This window comes from Acinetobacter sp. YH12128, assembly GCF_013418655.1.
GTDB lineage: Bacteria > Pseudomonadota > Gammaproteobacteria > Pseudomonadales > Moraxellaceae > Acinetobacter > Acinetobacter amyesii.
Genome location: NZ_VPBO01000021.1, coordinates 34,720 through 52,536, shown reverse-complemented (window position 1 = coordinate 52,536; position 17,817 = coordinate 34,720). Strand labels below are relative to the sequence as shown.

General features: G+C 41.7%; 19 protein-coding genes. 16 read left to right on the top strand and 3 right to left on the bottom strand.

Annotated features, from left to right (window positions below; translation table 11 throughout):
• Nucleotides 1-4: 4 nt before the first annotated feature.
• Complete coding sequence (locus tag FTU64_RS12070) at nucleotides 5-2,020, top strand: hypothetical protein (protein ID WP_180059828.1); 2,016 nt, start codon at nucleotides 5-7, stop codon at nucleotides 2,018-2,020.
• 68 nt (nucleotides 2,021-2,088) lie between these two features.
• Here the strand turns inward: FTU64_RS12070 and FTU64_RS12065 are convergent, their stop codons facing one another.
• Entirely contained in the window at nucleotides 2,089-2,637 is a 549-nt protein-coding gene (locus tag FTU64_RS12065; RefSeq protein ID WP_078192366.1) for an NUDIX hydrolase, read from the bottom strand.
• Between the two features lie 126 nt (nucleotides 2,638-2,763).
• Between FTU64_RS12065 and FTU64_RS12060 the strand changes: the two genes are divergently transcribed.
• From FTU64_RS12060 to FTU64_RS12020, 9 genes are all read left to right on the top strand, one after another.
• The gene (locus FTU64_RS12060) at nucleotides 2,764-3,372 is read left to right on the top strand and encodes a CoA pyrophosphatase (RefSeq protein ID WP_078192365.1); all 609 of its coding nucleotides are present in this window, start codon (nucleotides 2,764-2,766) and stop codon (nucleotides 3,370-3,372) included.
• 36 nt (nucleotides 3,373-3,408) lie between these two features.
• Nucleotides 3,409-3,939 carry a gamma carbonic anhydrase family protein gene (locus FTU64_RS12055; RefSeq protein ID WP_078192364.1) on the top strand — a complete coding sequence of 177 codons (531 nt, stop codon included), beginning with the start codon at nucleotides 3,409-3,411 and terminating at the stop codon, nucleotides 3,937-3,939.
• Nucleotides 3,940-4,101: 162 nt separating this feature from the next.
• On the top strand, nucleotides 4,102-4,767 hold the full coding sequence (gene tsaB, locus FTU64_RS12050) for a tRNA (adenosine(37)-N6)-threonylcarbamoyltransferase complex dimerization subunit type 1 TsaB (protein WP_180059826.1): 666 nt from the start codon (nucleotides 4,102-4,104) through the stop codon (nucleotides 4,765-4,767).
• A 12-nt stretch (nucleotides 4,768-4,779) separates the two neighbouring features.
• The gene (locus tag FTU64_RS12045) at nucleotides 4,780-5,604 is read left to right on the top strand and encodes an undecaprenyl-diphosphate phosphatase (RefSeq protein ID WP_180008558.1); all 825 of its coding nucleotides are present in this window, start codon (nucleotides 4,780-4,782) and stop codon (nucleotides 5,602-5,604) included.
• Nucleotides 5,598-6,416, top strand: coding sequence for a class I SAM-dependent methyltransferase (locus tag FTU64_RS12040; protein ID WP_218950862.1), 819 nt, complete (start codon nucleotides 5,598-5,600; stop codon nucleotides 6,414-6,416). The genes FTU64_RS12045 and FTU64_RS12040 overlap by 7 nt, the downstream gene beginning before the upstream one ends.
• A 125-nt stretch (nucleotides 6,417-6,541) precedes the next feature.
• Nucleotides 6,542-7,933, top strand: coding sequence for a C13 family peptidase (locus FTU64_RS12035; RefSeq protein WP_180055588.1), 1,392 nt, complete (start codon nucleotides 6,542-6,544; stop codon nucleotides 7,931-7,933).
• A gap of 27 nt (nucleotides 7,934-7,960) precedes the next feature.
• A complete protein-coding gene (gene fghA, locus FTU64_RS12030; RefSeq protein ID WP_180055587.1) occupies nucleotides 7,961-8,806 on the top strand; it encodes an S-formylglutathione hydrolase in 846 nt (281 codons plus the stop codon).
• 130 nt (nucleotides 8,807-8,936) lie between these two features.
• Nucleotides 8,937-10,043 carry a YjgN family protein gene (locus FTU64_RS12025; protein ID WP_180059824.1) on the top strand — a complete coding sequence of 369 codons (1,107 nt, stop codon included), beginning with the start codon at nucleotides 8,937-8,939 and terminating at the stop codon, nucleotides 10,041-10,043.
• A gap of 14 nt (nucleotides 10,044-10,057) precedes the next feature.
• Nucleotides 10,058-11,119, top strand: coding sequence for a M48 family metallopeptidase (locus FTU64_RS12020; protein WP_180026914.1), 1,062 nt, complete (start codon nucleotides 10,058-10,060; stop codon nucleotides 11,117-11,119).
• Nucleotides 11,120-11,150: 31 nt separating this feature from the next.
• On the opposite strand, the gene FTU64_RS12015 is transcribed toward FTU64_RS12020, so the two are convergent.
• Complete coding sequence (locus FTU64_RS12015) at nucleotides 11,151-11,447, bottom strand: DUF2218 domain-containing protein (protein WP_168378512.1); 297 nt, start codon at nucleotides 11,445-11,447, stop codon at nucleotides 11,151-11,153.
• 605 nt (nucleotides 11,448-12,052) lie between these two features.
• Here FTU64_RS12015 and rpe point away from each other — a divergent pair.
• Nucleotides 12,053-12,739: a ribulose-phosphate 3-epimerase gene (rpe, locus tag FTU64_RS12010; RefSeq protein ID WP_168378513.1), complete on the top strand. Its 687-nt coding sequence runs from the start codon at nucleotides 12,053-12,055 to the stop codon at nucleotides 12,737-12,739.
• A gap of 399 nt (nucleotides 12,740-13,138) precedes the next feature.
• Here the strand turns inward: rpe and FTU64_RS12005 are convergent, their stop codons facing one another.
• Nucleotides 13,139-13,357 (bottom strand): hypothetical protein, encoded by a 219-nt coding sequence (locus FTU64_RS12005; protein WP_180059822.1) that lies wholly within the window; start codon nucleotides 13,355-13,357, stop codon nucleotides 13,139-13,141.
• Between the two features lie 30 nt (nucleotides 13,358-13,387).
• Between FTU64_RS12005 and FTU64_RS12000 the strand changes: the two genes are divergently transcribed.
• The 5 genes from FTU64_RS12000 to sugE all read left to right on the top strand — a co-directional run bounded on the left by FTU64_RS12000 (nucleotide 13,388) and on the right by sugE (nucleotide 17,811).
• Nucleotides 13,388-13,849 (top strand): hypothetical protein, encoded by a 462-nt coding sequence (locus FTU64_RS12000; RefSeq protein ID WP_180059820.1) that lies wholly within the window; start codon nucleotides 13,388-13,390, stop codon nucleotides 13,847-13,849.
• A 46-nt stretch (nucleotides 13,850-13,895) separates the two neighbouring features.
• Nucleotides 13,896-15,878 carry a multicopper oxidase domain-containing protein gene (locus FTU64_RS11995; protein ID WP_180059819.1) on the top strand — a complete coding sequence of 661 codons (1,983 nt, stop codon included), beginning with the start codon at nucleotides 13,896-13,898 and terminating at the stop codon, nucleotides 15,876-15,878.
• The gene (locus FTU64_RS11990; RefSeq protein ID WP_180059817.1) at nucleotides 15,865-16,821 is read left to right on the top strand and encodes a copper resistance protein B; all 957 of its coding nucleotides are present in this window, start codon (nucleotides 15,865-15,867) and stop codon (nucleotides 16,819-16,821) included. Before FTU64_RS11995 ends, FTU64_RS11990 begins: the two co-directional genes overlap by 14 nt.
• A gap of 300 nt (nucleotides 16,822-17,121) precedes the next feature.
• Entirely contained in the window at nucleotides 17,122-17,439 is a 318-nt protein-coding gene (locus FTU64_RS11985) for a multidrug efflux SMR transporter (protein WP_078191168.1), read from the top strand.
• 54 nt (nucleotides 17,440-17,493) lie between these two features.
• A complete protein-coding gene (sugE, locus tag FTU64_RS11980) occupies nucleotides 17,494-17,811 on the top strand; it encodes a quaternary ammonium compound efflux SMR transporter SugE (RefSeq protein ID WP_078191206.1) in 318 nt (105 codons plus the stop codon).
• The last annotated feature ends 6 nt before the right edge of the window (nucleotides 17,812-17,817 follow it).

Below are 17,817 nucleotides of genomic sequence, written 5' to 3'. Positions count from 1 at the left end.
TAGGATGAAAAATAAAATTTTATTACCGTTTGCTTTAACGGCATTGGTTGCAGCGCTCAGTGGCTGTGGCGGTGAAAGTGCAAATGTGAATCCTGAAATTTATGATACCAGTACGACTAATGGTACTTGTAAAAGTAATACCGAAGGCTGTGTCGAGTTTGTTTTAGATTATCCAATTGAAGGTCTGAACTTTAATTGTTCGAGCGACGTTAAAAATACCTATATTACCTTGTTTGATCTAAAAGAAGGTGTTTCGACAGGTGCTTGTAAGATTGGCGATACGGTAACTTTCTTTGTCCAAGGTGAAAAATCACGTCGAATTGATTTGGGTAAAGTAGATTTGAAGCAAATTTCAAATGTAGCCAGTGGCACGACACCCCCACGTTTGACCTTATTGGATTTGGCTGCCGGCATCGCGGGTAAACCTGCTGCAACGATTTCAAATAGCGACGCAACGGTTAAAGTGGCCATGCGTTTAGCCAAAATCATTCAAGCCTTGGCATTGAAAAATAATAGTGCAGTTACAGCTACAGACATCCAAGCGGTTTATATCAACAATGCAGATAAAGTTTTGATTGATCAAATCACTCGAAATGTCGCGACAGCAGATTTCAGTATCAGTTCAGATACGGAATTTAATGACCTGTTTACACCTTGGCTAGACCTGTCCGAAGTCAGCAATGAAAATGCATTTACCTTAGTTTCAAAACTCATGAATATCTCAACGGCTGCGGTATATCAGCCTGAGTTTGCGTTATTTTCAACTGATGGCGTGATTACCAATGCCAGTGGTTCAAATGGATTGGTGGGCTGTGACAAAAATGAATGTTTGCCGACCGATAGTTCAAAAGTCAATTTATTCGGTCATTTCATGTTAATGACGGACCGCCAAGGCATGACATTTGGTAGTGGTTTACAGTGGAAGGGCAAAGTTGATCAACAGTTGAGTACCATTGGTGGTGTGAATGTCTTGCTCTTGACACAGGTACGACCAACACGTTTAACAGCAACGCCGCAGGACAATTGGATTGATCCGCTTACAAAGCAAATTGATAAACCTGGCATACTGGGTTTCCGTTTTGATGCGGAAGAAGCAAACTCTGGTCCGCTGATTATTAAACAAGGGACGCTACTTGCTGACAAAATGGTGGTCGGTACGGGTGGAAGTTTATATAAAACTTTGATGGGTAAAAAAGACGATTATGTTCTGACGGCCGATGATAAGAAAAAATTAGGCCTATGGGAGCAAAACATTAACCAAGTGCAATTTAAAGGCACGATGGATTTATACAAGCTCTATCCGCTGTCGTATTTAGACAAAAAAGTCTTTAAGTCTGTTGAAAATGTTGCTGCTGGACAAAATTATATCTTCCCGTTATATGCAGATTTAACCTTTAAATTTACCGATACCTCGATCAAAACAGTGAAATTGGGTGTGGTGATTGACCGTAATGGTGATATTCGCACAAATATAAAATCTGGCGTGCCAGATGATGTATTTACTCGTCAAGATAGTCAAATTGTCGATTTGTCTACACACGCGACGGAAGGCTGTAGTGGAAAAGATGTGCTCGATCCACTGTTAATGAAAGATGACAAAGGTGTACAGCAATACCGTATCGGAACGACAACCCGTACCTTTACACCAGAAGGAAATATCAATCCAAATACCATTTCGATTCGTATGATTTTAGCTGACCCATATTTCCATACCCTTGATGGCGCGCTGATTGGAATGAACTCAAGTGTGAAAACATCTGCGGATACCACAATGGTTGTGGGCGGTGCTTTAGTGCAGTTACACAATATGATTAACGCCAATGCAGGCACGCGTCCATCTGGCGTTGCTTTGACGGATTCGGATAATAAAGTGGTGAAGTGGGGGAATAGTTTGGCCAGCTTTAGTTATATTTATAGCTTAAAGAATCCAAATGATACTGCTGCGGCTCAAACGGCGAAGTTAAGCGGTGGTGATATTTCTTTAGATTTGGCTCCTTGTTACACCATCAAGGCAAAATAATCATCAAATATGAGTAAAATAAAAAAGCCCATCTTATGATGGGCTTTTTTAATTAAGAGATCTGTAAATTAACCTGTGTGATCGAGTCGCGTACCGAGGGTTTCGAGATGCATTTCAAACTGACCTGTTTTGCGGTCAGCAAAATAATGCCGCAGCGTTCTTTCCACACTAGGAAAGGCTAAATCATCCCAAGGAATATCTTCTTCACTAAATAATCGTGATTCAATGGTTTCATCACCCGCACCAAACTCTCCATTGATTAGTTCAGATTTGAACAAGGCATAAATTTGCCCAATACGGGGAATGTTATACATGCAATACAGTTGCTCTATGTTGACTTCTGCTTCGGCTTCTTCGCGAGTCTCACGTGCTGCGCCTTGCTCCATTGTCTCATAGAGTTCCATATAGCCAGCGGGTAATGTCCACAGCCCATAGCGTGGCTCAATCGCTCGACGGCAAAGTAAAACTTGATTGTCCCAAACGGCTAAAGCACCACAAATGACTTTAGGATTCACATAATGAATAAACCCACATGCGGTACAAATACGGCGTATCTGATGATCTCCAAGCGGGATCGCTTCTTTTGTTTTTTGTCCGCAGTTTGAGCAAAAGTTCATATTCATCGTCATGGATTGTGTGAACCGTCAGAATAACTTAAAAATAAAACTTTGGCATCATTTCTAACCAGCTTGGCCGAAATTCAGCTATGATGAAAACAAGATAATTATAAGGTTGTAATGTGGATGGATGAGGGTTTATTGACTCAGCGATTGCAGCAAAGTTTACGTTTTTCTAAGCGTATTCAACCTGCGCATGCTGCTGTATTGATTGCGATTACCCAAGAAGATAATCCACGTATTTTATTGACCCGCCGCTCGCTCTATATGAATAATCATGCCGGTGAAGTGTCCTTTCCCGGTGGCAAACGTGATGCCCAAGACACCAGTAATATCGTGGTGGCTTTAAGAGAAGCTCAAGAAGAAACCGCTCTAAATCCATTTGATGTGCAACTTTTGGGTGATTTACCAATGCAAAAAGCACGGAATGGGATGTTGGTTAAACCGATCGTGGGATTGATCCCGCCTGACGTAAATTTAATACCTCAACCCACTGAAATTGACCGTATTTTTTTTGCATCATTAAGACAGCTTTTAGAAACACCGCCAACGCCATATGAAGTTCGTTTTGCCCAGCAATCGCTTTATTTTCCCAGTTTAAGAATCGAAAACGAAATCGTATGGGGCTTGACTGCACGGATGCTGATTTCCTTATTTCAATATGGTCTGAATTATCAAAAAGAATGGCCTTTTTTATTAAATTCTCCTTCATTTCATTTGGGCCGTGAGCCATAAACCTTTATTTAGAAAGTCAAAATAGGATGTTTGATCATGTTGTACAAATTTCAAGGATATAGCCCGAAAGCCACGCATCAACCTTGGGATGGTTGGGTTGCAGAAAATGCAACGGTCATTGGCCAAGTTGAATTAGGCCGAGAAGTGAGTGTCTGGTTCGGAGCCGTCATCCGAGGGGATAATAGTCGTATCAAACTGGGTGATTTTACCAATGTACAAGAAAATGCGGTGCTGCATACCGATGCGGGCATTGAAATGATCATTGGTGATTATGTCACGATTGGGCATCAAGCCATGCTACACGGATGTACCGTAGGTGATAATAGTCTGATCGGAATCAATGCCGTGGTTCTAAATCATGCTGTGATTGGTAAAAATTGCATCATTGGTGCAAATGCTTTAATTCCAGAAGGGAAGGTGATTCCGGATAACTCTGTTGTGATGGGGTCACCGGGTAAAGTTGTTAAGACTTTAGATGAACAAGCGGAAGCACGTCTAAAAATGAGTGCCATGCACTATGCCGCTCATTTTAAACATTTTACTCAACTCGAAGTCGCTGAACTTTAGAGCGCTATATATGGCAAGCAAAAGAGCCTCGACGTTTGTCGAGGCTTTTTTATAGATTAAATACAGAAAGCGCTGAGTCTGTGGTGGAAAATCTCGCGAACTGCGATGGAGTGGAGTATCATATTCAACGTTTTTTAAGATTAAATTTAATTAAGGTTGCGCATGAAATTACTGGCATTGGAAACTGCCAATGAGCAGTGTTCCGTCTCGATTGTAGATGAAACTCAAGAGCTTTATTTTCAACTCGATTTACGGGCAAAAGCGCAGACACAAACCATTCTCCCAATGATTGAGCAAGGGCTTAATCAAACTGCTATTGAGTTAGCGGGTTTAACTGCGATTGCATTTAGTCGTGGGCCTGGCTCATTTAGTGGTGTTCGTATTAATGCAGCGGTAACACAAGCCTTGGCATGGGCCAATGACGTACCTGTTGTTCCAGTCTCGACTTTGCAAGCTTTGGCTCAAGCGGCGCATCGTGTACAGGGTTTGACTGAAGTAACAGCAGTCCTTGATGCTCGCATGCAAGAAGTGTATATCGCAAGCTATCAACTCGATGCCAATGGCATTATGCAGGCTGTAGATGAAGAACAACTATTAAGCTACGCAGATGCCACACCACAGATCAAATTTACTGTCGTGGGTTCTGGTAGTGAGCTCATTCAATCAGAACAAACACAATACAAAGACTTAAGTGCAACAGCACAAGATATTGCTACTATTGCCCGCGAAGCGGCGCAAAGAAAAGCATGGGTGAGTGCTGAACTTGCATTGCCCGTATATTTACGAGATAACGCCTGGAAGAAAATTTCAGAACAAGGCAAGCCATAATTAGGGTTATATATGGATCTTCTACTGCTGCTCAAAGCGGCAATCATGGGTATTGTTGAAGGTATTACCGAATTTTTACCGATTTCAAGTACAGGGCATTTGATTCTAGCCTCAGAATTAATGAACTTCTGGACCAAAGAAAAAAGTGATGTTTTCGTGATCGCAATTCAAATGGGTGCGATTGCTGCGGTAATTTATGAATACTGGGGCCGCCTGTGGGGCGCAGCAACCGGTATGGTGACGGGTGAAGAAAAAGGTCGCCGTTTAGGTTTTGGCTTAATTCTCGCTTCGATTCCAATCGTGTTGATTGGTTTGACGTTTGGTCAGACGGTGAAAGAGCTGCTGTTCAATAACATTGCGATTGCTATGGGGTTGATTATCGGTGGTTTGATCATTATTTGGATCGAAAAAAATCCACCGCAGGTGCGTGCCAAAGAAGTAGAAGATTTAACCATTAAAGATGCGATTTGGATTGGTTTAATTCAAGTTTTGTCTTTAATTCCAGGGACTTCACGTTCAGGTGCGACCATTATTGGTGCCATGTTCTTAGGTGTTTCTCGTAAAGCAGCCACTGAGTTTTCATTCTTTTTGGGTATTCCGGTTATTGTCGGTGCAGGTTTGCTGGATTTATATCAAAGCTATGATGTATTTCAAGGCACTCAAGATTGGACTGTGATTGCCGTTGGTTTGATTGTTTCGTTTGTCTCGGCATTACTTTTGATTCGTGCGCTTGTCGCTTATGTGGCAAAACGTGATTTCATGATTTTTGCGTGGTATCGAATTGTTTCAGGTTTATTGATTTTATTGTTCGCATTTACAGGCTGGAAATTATGGTAAGCGAAATCCGCTTATACACAGAACAAGAGTTTCATGAGAAAGCACAGCAGTATTCTGCTGTGCTTTCTTCACGTGGTGTATCTGTAAATATTGAATTGATTGAAAAATTAAACGCGCGTTTTTTACGTTCAAACCCTGAACTCAGTTTGTGTGTCGATGCAGATGGTTTGTGGTTGGCGGCCAATGGCATGAAAATGCAACCCGATTGGAAAGCAGAAGTGGGACGTTTAAAGCGAGCATCCTTAAAGTCTGAGATGATTGCACGTGCGTGTAATTTGGCTGAAAAGCCACAGCTTGTGGATGCAACCGCAGGGCTAGGGCACGATAGTTTATTGATGGCCTATTTGGGTGCTCATGTGACCCTTGTGGAACGTCATCCAATTTTATTTACCTTATTGGAAGACTCACATCAACGTGCGCAGCAAGATGCATTTTTAAGTTCGGTTGTAGCTCGAATTGAATTGGTCTTTTCAGATTCGGCAGACTTTTTGAAACATTTGTCGACGACTAATCAAATCTTTGATGTGGTTTATCTCGATCCGATGTTTCCGCAGCGAGATCAAAACCAGCAAGCCGTCAAAAAGCAAGCTCAGGTCAAAAAACAAATGCAATTATTGCATTTGCTGTTACCTGAAGATGGTGAGATGGATTTAGGTGATAATTTACTGGATTTAGCACAAAAAATTGCTAAACGTGTCGTGGTTAAACGTCCACGATTGGCGGTTTTTTTAGCGAATCAAGAGCCGCAACATCAGTGGCAAGGTGATGCTTGTCGCTTTGATGCATATTTCCAACATGATCTTGTGACTTAAAATGATATTTGCTTCAATATTGTTCAAAGATTTGTTATATAGTTAAAAAATAGCATTGCTAAAAACGACATCAGGCATAAAATTATTTGTGCAATTAAGCGAGCCAAGGCCACCATTAGAACTCTATGATTGATTTCAAACCCTCCATCAATTTTTGGCATGATTTTAAAAGCAACCAAACTGCGGGGATGTGGTTATTTTTTGGGTCTCGTCGTTCTTTACAAATCGTTCGTCCATCGATTTTACAATTGGTGTTTTGGGGGATTTTAGGTGGTTGTGCTAACAGTTTATTTAGTTGGCTGAGCACGGGGCGTATTGGTGAATTTAACGCTCAAGGTCTTATAAGTTATGCATTGTGGCCATTTATTGCTTTAATTGTGGGGATTTTCCTATCACAACGTGTAAATAATCCACGGTTAATGTTGGTCCCTGCATTGCTTTGGTTGGTGCTTGATACGCACATCATGTTGTTTCAATGTTTGATTCAATATTTAGGAGATCTCGATTTTCTCCCATACTTTCTGTATGACTACATTCCAACGTTATTCATTATTCTATTTGTTTGGCAAAGTTTGGCTGTCGTTTGGGTGTTTTCACGTGAGCTGAAATGGCCATGGTGGGAGCGTGCACTGATTATGGGTGCGACGCTATTTACTTTGGTCGTGTGGCAAGTCTCAGTCAAAGATCAGCCGATTTGGAAAGTTGAAGAAGTTCCTCCAAGCTTTGCTGAAGATGCATTTTATGCACAAAGCCGTTTACTCAATAAATCCTTGGATGCAGTGGAATATGGTGAATTTGCCCAATCCCATTGGTACTTCTTAGGGGTGGCAGGTGCGAGTTATCAAGATGTCTTTAAACTGGAAATTGAACGGATTAAAGAACAGTTTGATACACGTTTTGGCACCTATGGGCGTTCGGTTGAGCTTATCAATAACCCCGCAACGCGTACTGAAATTCCGCTGGCATCTAAAACCAGTATGGAGTTGGCGCTGCGTCGTATTGGTCAACAGATGAACCGAGAAAGTGATGTCTTATTTTTATATATGACCTCACATGGTTTACCGAATGTCTTTGAAATGGAAAATGCACCTTTGGATTTGGCGCAAGTCGATCCTAAATGGTTAAAAGAAGCCTTGGATGCATCCGGAATTCGTTGGCGTGTGATTGTCATTTCTTCATGTTATTCAGGAAGTTTTATTCCAGCACTGCAAAATGATAATACTTTAATCATTACTGCATCGGCAGCAGATCGTCAGTCTTTTGGCTGTTCGAATGAAGCTGAATACACCTATTTTGGTCGTGCGTTCTTTGATCAGGCGATGCGTGAGCAGACCAGTATTCAAGCGGCATTTAATGAAACCAAAGCGACTGTAGCGAAATGGGAAGCAGCGCAAGGTTTCGAACCTTCTGAACCGCAGTGGTCGATGGGGAAAAACATGGCATTAATGTTGCCTCAATTAGAACAACGATTGTTCCCGCCGACGACTACTTCACCGGCTACGACGGTTACGCCTTAAAAGATAAAAAAGTTTAGGATAAAGATCATGGAATTAGTACAACGAAATGCCTGTTTCTCGGGTGAGCAGCGTATTTATCAATTGGATTCTTCAAGTTTAAAAACCCCAACAAAGTTTGGTATTTTTCTGCCAGAAACAGCCTTGCAAGGCCAAGCGTGTCCTGCATTATTTTATTTGGCGGGATTAACCTGTACTGAAGAAACCTTTGCTATTAAAGCGCATGCTCAGCGTTTAGCTGCGCAGCTTGGCCTGATTTTAATCAGCCCTGATACTTCTCCACGTGGGGAACAGGTGGCGCAAGGCGATCATTGGGATATTGGGCAGGGTGCGGGCTTTTATATTAATGCAACGGAACAACCTTGGGCCGAGCATTATCAAATGGAACGTTTTATCACTGAGGAATTGTATTCGCTGGTACAGGCAGAATTTCCGGTACAAAAAGGTGCGATTGGCATATTCGGACATAGTATGGGCGGTCATGGTGCATTAACTTTAGCGTTGAAGCATCCTGACCTGTTTAAATCGGTTTCTGCTTTTGCACCGATTTGTGCGCCGAGTCAGTGTCCATGGGGCGAAAAAGCCTTTAATCAATATCTAGGTTCAGACCGTCAGCAGTGGCTTCAGCACGATGCTACAGCTTTAGTGCAAACCAAAGGGGCTTTGTTTAAAGCCATTTTGATTGACCAAGGTATTGATGATCAATTTTATAGCCAGTTAAATCCAGCTTTGTTTAAGAAAGCGTGTGAGCAAGTTGGGCAGCCACTCGAACTGCGTGAACATGCAGGCTATGATCATGGTTATTATTTTATTCAAAGTTTTATGGACGATCATTTGCAATTTCACGCTGTCCAATTGCAAACAGTAGTTCATTAATCTAAAAGCCAGTGGTTAAAATTGTTGAGGCATAGCTTGCTTTAATATACGTATAAATAAAGCATGGTGATGAGCATTGCCATGCAAATGAATAAATTCGACATACCAAAAAAAATAATTTAGGGTACTTATGCAAAATTCACAAATGGAAACGCCGCTTCCGCCAGAGCTGCCCGTGATGAATTCACCGAGTCTATTTGGTGAGACAGAACAGGCTGATGTTTTGGGACGAAATTATCATTTTAGGTTTAAAGGTAATGCGTCTGAATATTTCGGTATTTGGATTGTGAATATCTTACTGACGATTGTCACGCTTGGACTTTATGCGCCTTGGGCAAAGGTCCGCCGTTTACGTTATTTTTATGGTAATACTTGGGTATTTCAGCGTCGTTTTGACTTTACAGGTTTGCCTACAAAAATTTTAGTCGGACGAATCATTGCGTTAGTGGTCTATGGCGGTTTCTCTTTTGCTGCAAAATATTCTTGGGAAGCTTTCTTAGCGGGCTTTGTCCTGATCTTTTTCGCGGTTCCTTGGCTTATTCGATCTACGATTCGTTTCCGTGCCCGTAACAGTAAGTTCAGTAATAGCCGATTCTTTTTTTCAGGGACAAATAAAAGCGCGTATTGGTGCTTTGTTAAATGTCTTGCAGTGGTTGTCTTTACCCTCGGTTTGTTTACACCAGTTGCGGTCTGGCTATATAAACGTGAATGTCTGAATCATTTATATCTAGGTCAGTTGAAATTTAATCTGAATAATACGTGGGGCGATTATATGCGTGCCATGTATGTGCCTTTATTTCTGTTTATGGGCTTTGGTGCATTGCTGGCAGTAATCTTTGCGATACTGTTTGGTAGTTCAGATGGTTTAAATGACGCATCTTATGTCTTCATTATTTTTGGTATGTATTTGATTGGCTATATGTTTATTTGGCCACTCACAGCTGCACGTATTTTTATTACCACTTGGAATAACACTACGTTGAGCCGCAGTCAGTTTCATACGGACTGTAATCAATGGCGCTATGCATGGATTGTCTTGAGCAATTGGTTGGCTAAAGTGATTAGCCTCGGTTTACTGACACCATGGGCAGTTGTACGACTATATAAATATCAGACTGAATCTTTGCACTTAATGTTGGTCGATGATCCAGACCAATTACAAAATCAAATGCAGCAAGATCACAATGCAATTGCTGAAGAATTATCCGATATTTTTGACCTAGATATTTCCTTATAACGTAGGTGAATTACATGAAAACATCAGTAGTGAATGCAACCTATTATGATGGGAAAGTGTCAAAACCCTTTGTTGCTCAAATCAGCGCAGATGGGGAACATGCCGTGATTGTGCGTTATGGTCAAGACCTAGAACAAACGCAGCATTACACCTATCAAGATATGACGCTGATTGGAGCGTTAGGTGATATTCAGCCAGTGATCGAGTTAAAGGACGATGCTCGTTTAGAGTTTCATCAACCCTTGCCGGAGTGGTTTAATCTCGATGTGAAGTCGCGTTGGCATTCGATTTGGAAATTAGAGCGTTCACCTTCTCTAATCATTTTTAGTGTGATTTTTGTGGTGGCTTTTGCTTTTGTCTTGATTAAATGGGGCATACCTGCGGCGTCACATGTGGTGGCCAATCAACTGCCTGAGACCGCTTTAACGAGTTGGGGCGATCAGGCGGAAAAATATATTATCGATATGACTGAACCCACAAAATTGCCACAAGCACGCCAAGACAAACTGAAACAAGAATATCAACAATTGGTGGCTGAAAATCGTCCTGCGAAGTTGTTATTCCGCGGTGGTGGTAGCATCGGTGCAAATGCATTGGCGATACCCAATAACACCATTATCGTGACAGATGAGTTGGTTAAATTAGCGAAAAATGATTATGAGCTCATAGGTGTGCTTGCCCACGAGCAGGGGCATTTAGTTCAACGCCATAGTTTGCAGCAAAGTTTGTCAGGTTTAGGCATCAGTATTATTTTGTTGATGATTACAGGGGATGGCTCAGATATTCTCACCAGTTTACCGGTTGCTGCGGTAGGTGCAAGTTACTCACGAGACTTTGAATCTGAAGCAGATTTATACGCCCTAAAACAACTTTCAAAACATCAAATTCCAACGGCACATTTTGCAAACTTCTTACAACGTATGGAAGATGAAGCTGACGGTGAAATAGCAAAAGAGAAAGGTGCAAAGGATGAAACTGCCAAAGATCAGAGATCTTGGACAGATTTCTTTGAGTCACATCCAGCGACGAAAGCCCGTATTGATGCAGTTAGAAATTATCAATCACATCAGCATTGAGTGAAAGGCTTTGACAATATGGCGACGTAGACTACGGTTCGCGTTGCCATGTTGCACTGAGTTCTTCTTGTCCCATACGGATCAAATGATCTAAAACCACATGTTCCAATTGATCTAGATTTGCACTTGGATCTTGGGCTGAAATTACTACATCTAAAAAAGCAGCTTGTGGTAAAAGATTGACCTCTGCAGAGGGTAGTTGAATCTTGAATGCAGTATTTTCTCCAATGAGCTGTTCATTGACTTCAAATTTATGTTTCCAATGATTGACTAGGCGTTTAGCAACACGCGCTGCTTGGGCGGTGGTGATGTGTGTTGAACTTTTCATAGATGCAATTTTATTGTTAAGTCGTCAGTCCTTTAACTTAGCAAAGTACATAGATGCCCGTTAAGTCTAAAAATGCAACGCTGTGTTTCTATCCCTGAGATCTTTATCCATATTAATCACTGATGTTACGCACGCAAAAAATAATTTTGCATTTTTAAAATGATATTTAAGTCAATTCGACTGAGTCTTACATCTAGGGCTTAAATAAAGGGATTAGCCTTCGGCTGGAGGTACTCTTACGAAACGATGATTCTCATTAGGCAAAATGAGAAGCGAAGCTTCGCAAGGAAACCATCTTGCAGAGCAATGCTCCTCACCGCAAAACTCGCTTTCTAGCGTCTATTTAATTAAAGTATTGCAAAAACATTTTTGATTAGAAGTCGTGCTGTCTCAAACAATTGCGGATGACGTTACCGCGTATCGTTCTTTTATTTGAATCAAATTTCGGTTCTGATGTTACTGCGTAATATCAGTTCATCCTAGGTTTCTTTATTATAGAGATCTCAATCATCGGCATCGAAAAAACGACTAAGGGCATGGGCAGCGAATAGGGGGACAATTTGCTATAATGCGTCAATCACTCCCTTTTCAAAGCTAGGTTTTTCATGTCCAAGCCATTCTTAATCGCACCTTCAATTTTGTCAGCAGACTTTGCGCGCTTAGGTGAAGAAGTTGAAAATGTTCTAGAAGCAGGTGCAGATGTTGTTCATTTCGATGTCATGGATAATCATTATGTACCGAACTTAACTTTTGGTGCGGGCGTTTGTAAGGCATTGAAAAAATACGGCATTAAAGCGCCAATTGATGTGCATCTAATGGTTTCACCGGTAGACCGTATGATTGGCGATTTCTTAGACGCTGGTGCAGATATCATCACTTTCCACCCCGAAGCAACTGACCATATTGACCGCTCTTTACAGTTAATCAAATCTGGTGGTGCGCAAGCGGGCTTGGTGTTTAACCCTGCGACACCTTTGCATTATTTAGACTACGTTTTAGATAAAGTTGACCAAGTCTTGTTGATGAGTGTGAACCCAGGTTTTGGTGGTCAAAAGTTCATTCCAATGACCTTGGAAAAGCTGCGTCAAGCACGAAAAATTATTGATGCTTCAGGTCGTGATATTCGCTTAGAAGTGGATGGTGGTGTTACTCCAGCCAATATTCGTGACATTGCTGAAGCCGGTGCAGACATGTTTGTTGCAGGTTCAGCGATTTTTGGTAAGCCTGATTATAAAGCTGTAATTGATGACATGCGTTCAGAGTTGGCAAAAGTGCATGCTCAAGAGGCTTAAGTCTTTGGGTATAAGTTATTCCTCGCTTGTGGATAACTATATGGATAACTGTATGGATATCTGTGTAGATAACTATATGGATAACTTGGATAAATTATAAACGATTGTGCATCAATGGTTTAATAATTAGACGTATTAAGTATAAAAAGGACTCAATTGAGTCCTTTTTTTATGGGGTAAAGTGTTTGAAATGCTGTATGTTTATTAATCTATGGTAAATAATTAATCAGTTTAAAAAATAACTTTTATGTTTTAACTGGAAGATATGCGCTGATTTTTATGACAGCGCAATAAATTTAAAACTGTTGTGAATAACTGCACAATTAATTATGCTGTTAGCAACTATTGAGATACGCTGCGACTGGCAAAACACATCATCGATCGCACTGGATAGTGCTTTTAGATATTTCTGAATGTATCGTTCATGATGGATAAATCGGTCGAGCTGCATGTCATGTTGATACGAATGTCATGTGATTGAGTTGAGTCATAAATAACATCATCATGGTGTTTCATGCGGCGTGATGCTTCTAGCAATGTATTATTAGGAACGTGTTGCCACAGTGCATCATTGTGTTGAATTAGGATACTAAATTGTTCAATTTTTTGCGTAAGCATCTTGGCTTTGCTTGGCTCATGGCGTTTGTCATGGGGTGGAGCAGTGTGGTCAGTGCACAGCAAAATTTTCAACATCAACAAATGATGAACGCAAATGCCCATCAGGTATCAGTTCATGCAGCACATACTGATCCTTCACATTCAAATATAGCAAATTGCCATCAAAATCAGCGGCAAGCTGTTCCAGAGCATGCAGCACATCATGGCAAGCAGACGACACCTGACGTCATTTCAATGATGGATTGTCATCAATCTTTCGATGCGACATCTGCACTGCAAGATGGTCAGGTGCATCATTCAACGATACAAAACACAGACTGTCAGGACTGTACACTCGCACATTGCCAAATCACTACCTCTTATGTCGATAGCGCATTGGTTGCATTGCAGACCTTCCATGTGCATCATTATGTAGAACCCCCTCGTTTCATTTTTGCTGGACAGCATTTAAAAGGCTTTTGGCAAGAAATTTTAAGACCTCCGCAAGCTTAACCTGAGTTTTAAATACGTTTTTTCGTTATTTTATAAAGGTTAAGTCATGTCTAGTTTATATAAATCAGGCCTCGTGCTCGGGGTGTGTCTGCTGTCTCCAATGTGGGCGTTTGCAGCCATTAAAGAATATCATCTGAATATTGATGAAAAGACCATCAATTTGACAGGTAAAGCGGTCAAAAAAATCAGTGTCAATGGTCAGTTTCCAGCACCTTTACTGGAGTTTGAAGAAGGCGATGATGCGGTCATCCATGTGCATAATCAGCTCAAAAAACAAAATACCTCGGTGCATTGGCATGGTCTATTGCTGCCCGGCTTAATGGATGGTGTACCCGGCTTTAATGGTTTCAATGAAATACAGCCTGATGGTAGCTTTACTTACAAATTTAAAGTCCGTCAAAGCGGAACCTATTGGTATCACGCGCATTCCAAAGGCCAAGAACAAGACGGATTGTATGGCGCTTTGGTAATTTATCCGAAAGGTAAACAAGCACTTGCCGCACATGAACAGACGCAACGTGATTATGTGGTCATGCTGTCGGATTTTCATGAATCATCTAGCGCTCAGATTATGGCAAATCTGAAAAAGTCTGCCGAATACTATCAAAATCAGCGTGAAACAGTTTCAGATGTATGGACGCAAATTCAACGAACAGGTTTAAAAAACACTTGGCAAGATCGTTCAATGTGGAATCAGATGCGTATGCTGAAAACGGATTTGTCTGATGTCACGGGTTATACGTTTTTAGTAAATGGCAAAACACCACAGCAGAACTGGACAGGGATGTTTAAGCCCAATGAAAAAGTCAGACTTCGTTTTGTAAATGCTGCGGCCATGTCGTTTTTTGATGTGCGCATTCCTCAGCTCAAAATGACGGTGGTCAGTGCAGACGGCCAAGCGGTAAAACCGGTCGCTGTGGATGAATTCCGAATTGGTGCTGCGGAAACCTACGATGTGATCGTAGAGCCTAAATCTGCGCACTATCAGATAGAGGCTGAGTCGATCGATCGGACAGGATTTGCGATAGGTACTTTACATGATGAAACGCAGCCTCAGCACTCAGGCATTCACATGCCAAAAGCTCGGCCACGCGCTTTGCTGACCATGGAAGATATGGGCCATGGTTCAATGTCGGATATGGACCATAGCAACATGGGACATACTGCTACAGGTTCAACCCAAACTTCAGCAAGCCAGCAAGCGAATGCTCATGAGCACAGCGCGCATACTGTCAATCCATCAAATATTCAGCCGAATCAAGCACATGATCATGCTGCAATGGGGCATGACATGGACCATTCCCCAATGCCTGCGCATACTACTATGCAGCATCCAGAGATGCATAAACAGAACATGTCTGATTCAGCGCATGCCAATATGGATCATAGTGTGATGGATCATTCATCTATGAACCACTCCTCAATAAACTCATCCATGAAACATGATATGCATACAGCGATGGAGCATGCACAGTCTAAAGAGGAGAAGCAGGCAGTTGAAAATTCAGCAACGGTTATGGGTTGGGCCAATGCTTCAACACTTGTTGGTAATAAGGCACTGCAATATAGTGATTTAAAAGCGTTAACCCCGCAGCCTGATACACGTGAAGCGACGCAAGATTTGGTCATTCATTTAGGTGGAACGATGGAACGCTATATGTGGACCATGAATGGCAAAAAATTCAGTGAAGCTGAACCACTAAAGGTGAAATATGGTGAGCGAATTCGACTGAAATTTGTCAATGACAGCATGATGGCGCATCCGATGCATTTACATGGCATGTTTATGCAATTGGAAAATGGGCAAGTGTCTTCTGAAATGCCAAATAAACATACTGTGATTGTGCCGCCAGGGAAAACAGTGACTGCTCTGTTAACGGCCAATGAATTAGGGGAATGGGCGATTCATTGTCACTTGCTGTATCACATGTCTGCAGGGATGATGAATAAACTTGTGGTCGCAAATGTCGCAGAGAATACGAAAACGGCATCTGTACCGCAAAAGGAGGTGTCTCATGCGCATCATTAAACCATGCACATATACGGTTCTAAGTTTAGCTTTGGCATCGGTCACTCAAATGACCATGGCGCAAGATGCACATCACAGCATGCCGATGTCAGCTCAACATGAGTCGCATTCCTCACTTGATTCGTCGCATCAAGTGATGCAAACAAGGATCGAATCGAATAAGATGGAGCATACTGCAGAACATGCAGAACATGCAGAACATGCAGAACATGCAGAACATGCAGAACATGCAAATGCATCATTTATTGCTTCACGTGCTGATTCTGCGCAGCATCCTGTTGATCATAAGCGTGAACATGGTGGACAGATTTATCAAGCGACTGAGATCGACAGTCGATGGCTCAATAATGCCGATGGTCGAGGACGTTTAAAGACCGAAATTGAGAGTCGAATCGGGACCGATGAAAATAAGCTCTTCATCAAACTACATGCAGATAAAGCAGAATCTCAAGACGCTGATTATGCGGCTCAATTGATGTATAGCCGTATGATCTCCGACTTTTGGGATGCGCAAATTGGTGCGCGTTATCGGGTCGATGAACATCAAGTGACGGACAAAGAACAGTTAGATGCTGCGGTGGGTCTGCATGGTCTGGCACCTTATTTCTTTGAAACCGATGCTTATTTATATCTTGGTACAGATAAACAGGTCAGTTTTTCTTTAGAAACCGAACGTGATTTTCTGCTGACGCAAAAATTGATTTTAAAACCGTATCTGAACCTAGATGTGGTGCTGAGTGATGATTCCGCCTATGCACAAAAAACAGGACTCAGTTCTGTATGGCTAGGGCTAGAAACACGCTATGAAATCAATAAAAAGCTGATGCCCTTTATCGATGTCGCTTACAGCTATGAAAAAGGAAATCAGCATACGGCATGGCAAGCTGAAACTGGAAGTGAAAAGCAATGGTGGTATGGCGCAGGTCTTCGTCTGAAGTTCTAATCGGCGAATAGACCAAATAAATAGGGTATCATCAATAGGTTTTGGTGATGCCTTTTTTATTTCTGAATTTGTCCTTTGAACAGACATGCTATGTTTTGGCGCAAATCATCAGCACTAGAGTTTTACTCAACTGAATAACGCCCTGAATTTGGTCAAAAAATGTAAAGACTGCACTAAAATTCAGCATATTTGCTATACTGAGAAAATATTCGGAGGAACGACCTCCCTTACATCTTTGTTCAAAGCCAGTAAGAAAAATCGTCAGGACGACCTGACTCTATTAATATGGAGGAAGGCATCATGGCTTGGGTTGTTCTGGTATTCGCTGGTATTTTTGAAATCGTTTGGGCCTATTCGATGAAGCTCTCAGAAGGCTTTACAAAACTTGGCCCAAGTTTAGTCACTTTATTTTTTATGATCCTGAGCTTTGGTTTGTTGGCCTATGCCATGAAAACGTTGCCTCTGGGAACAGCTTATACCATTTGGACAGGAATCGGCGCGATTGGCTCTTTCCTCGTGGGTATTTTTATACTCGGTGAGCCTGCAACTGCCATGCGGATGTTAGCCGCAGTACTGATCATTTCGGGTCTAATCTTGATGAAATTATCTTCAAGTTAATATGTTCTAAAGCACAGCGGTCATTGATCCCTGTGCTTTTTTTTGGGTAAAAATATGGCTTGGGTTTTATTAATTGTAGCGGGATTACTTGAGGTGGTTTGGGCCTATTGTATGAAAGTCTCTGAAGGCTTTAGCAAACTGACGCCAAGTATTTTGACCATTGTTTTCATGATCGCAAGTTTCGCTTTATTGTCTTATGCAATGAAATCCTTACCACTGGGTACAGCCTATACGGTGTGGACAGGGATTGGTGCAGTGGGTTCATTTATCCTCGGCATCGTTGTATTGGGTGAGCCTGCCAATGCCATGCGCATGCTAGCTGCGGTACTGATTATTTCAGGACTGGTCTTGATGAAATTATCGTCCTCCTGAATAATG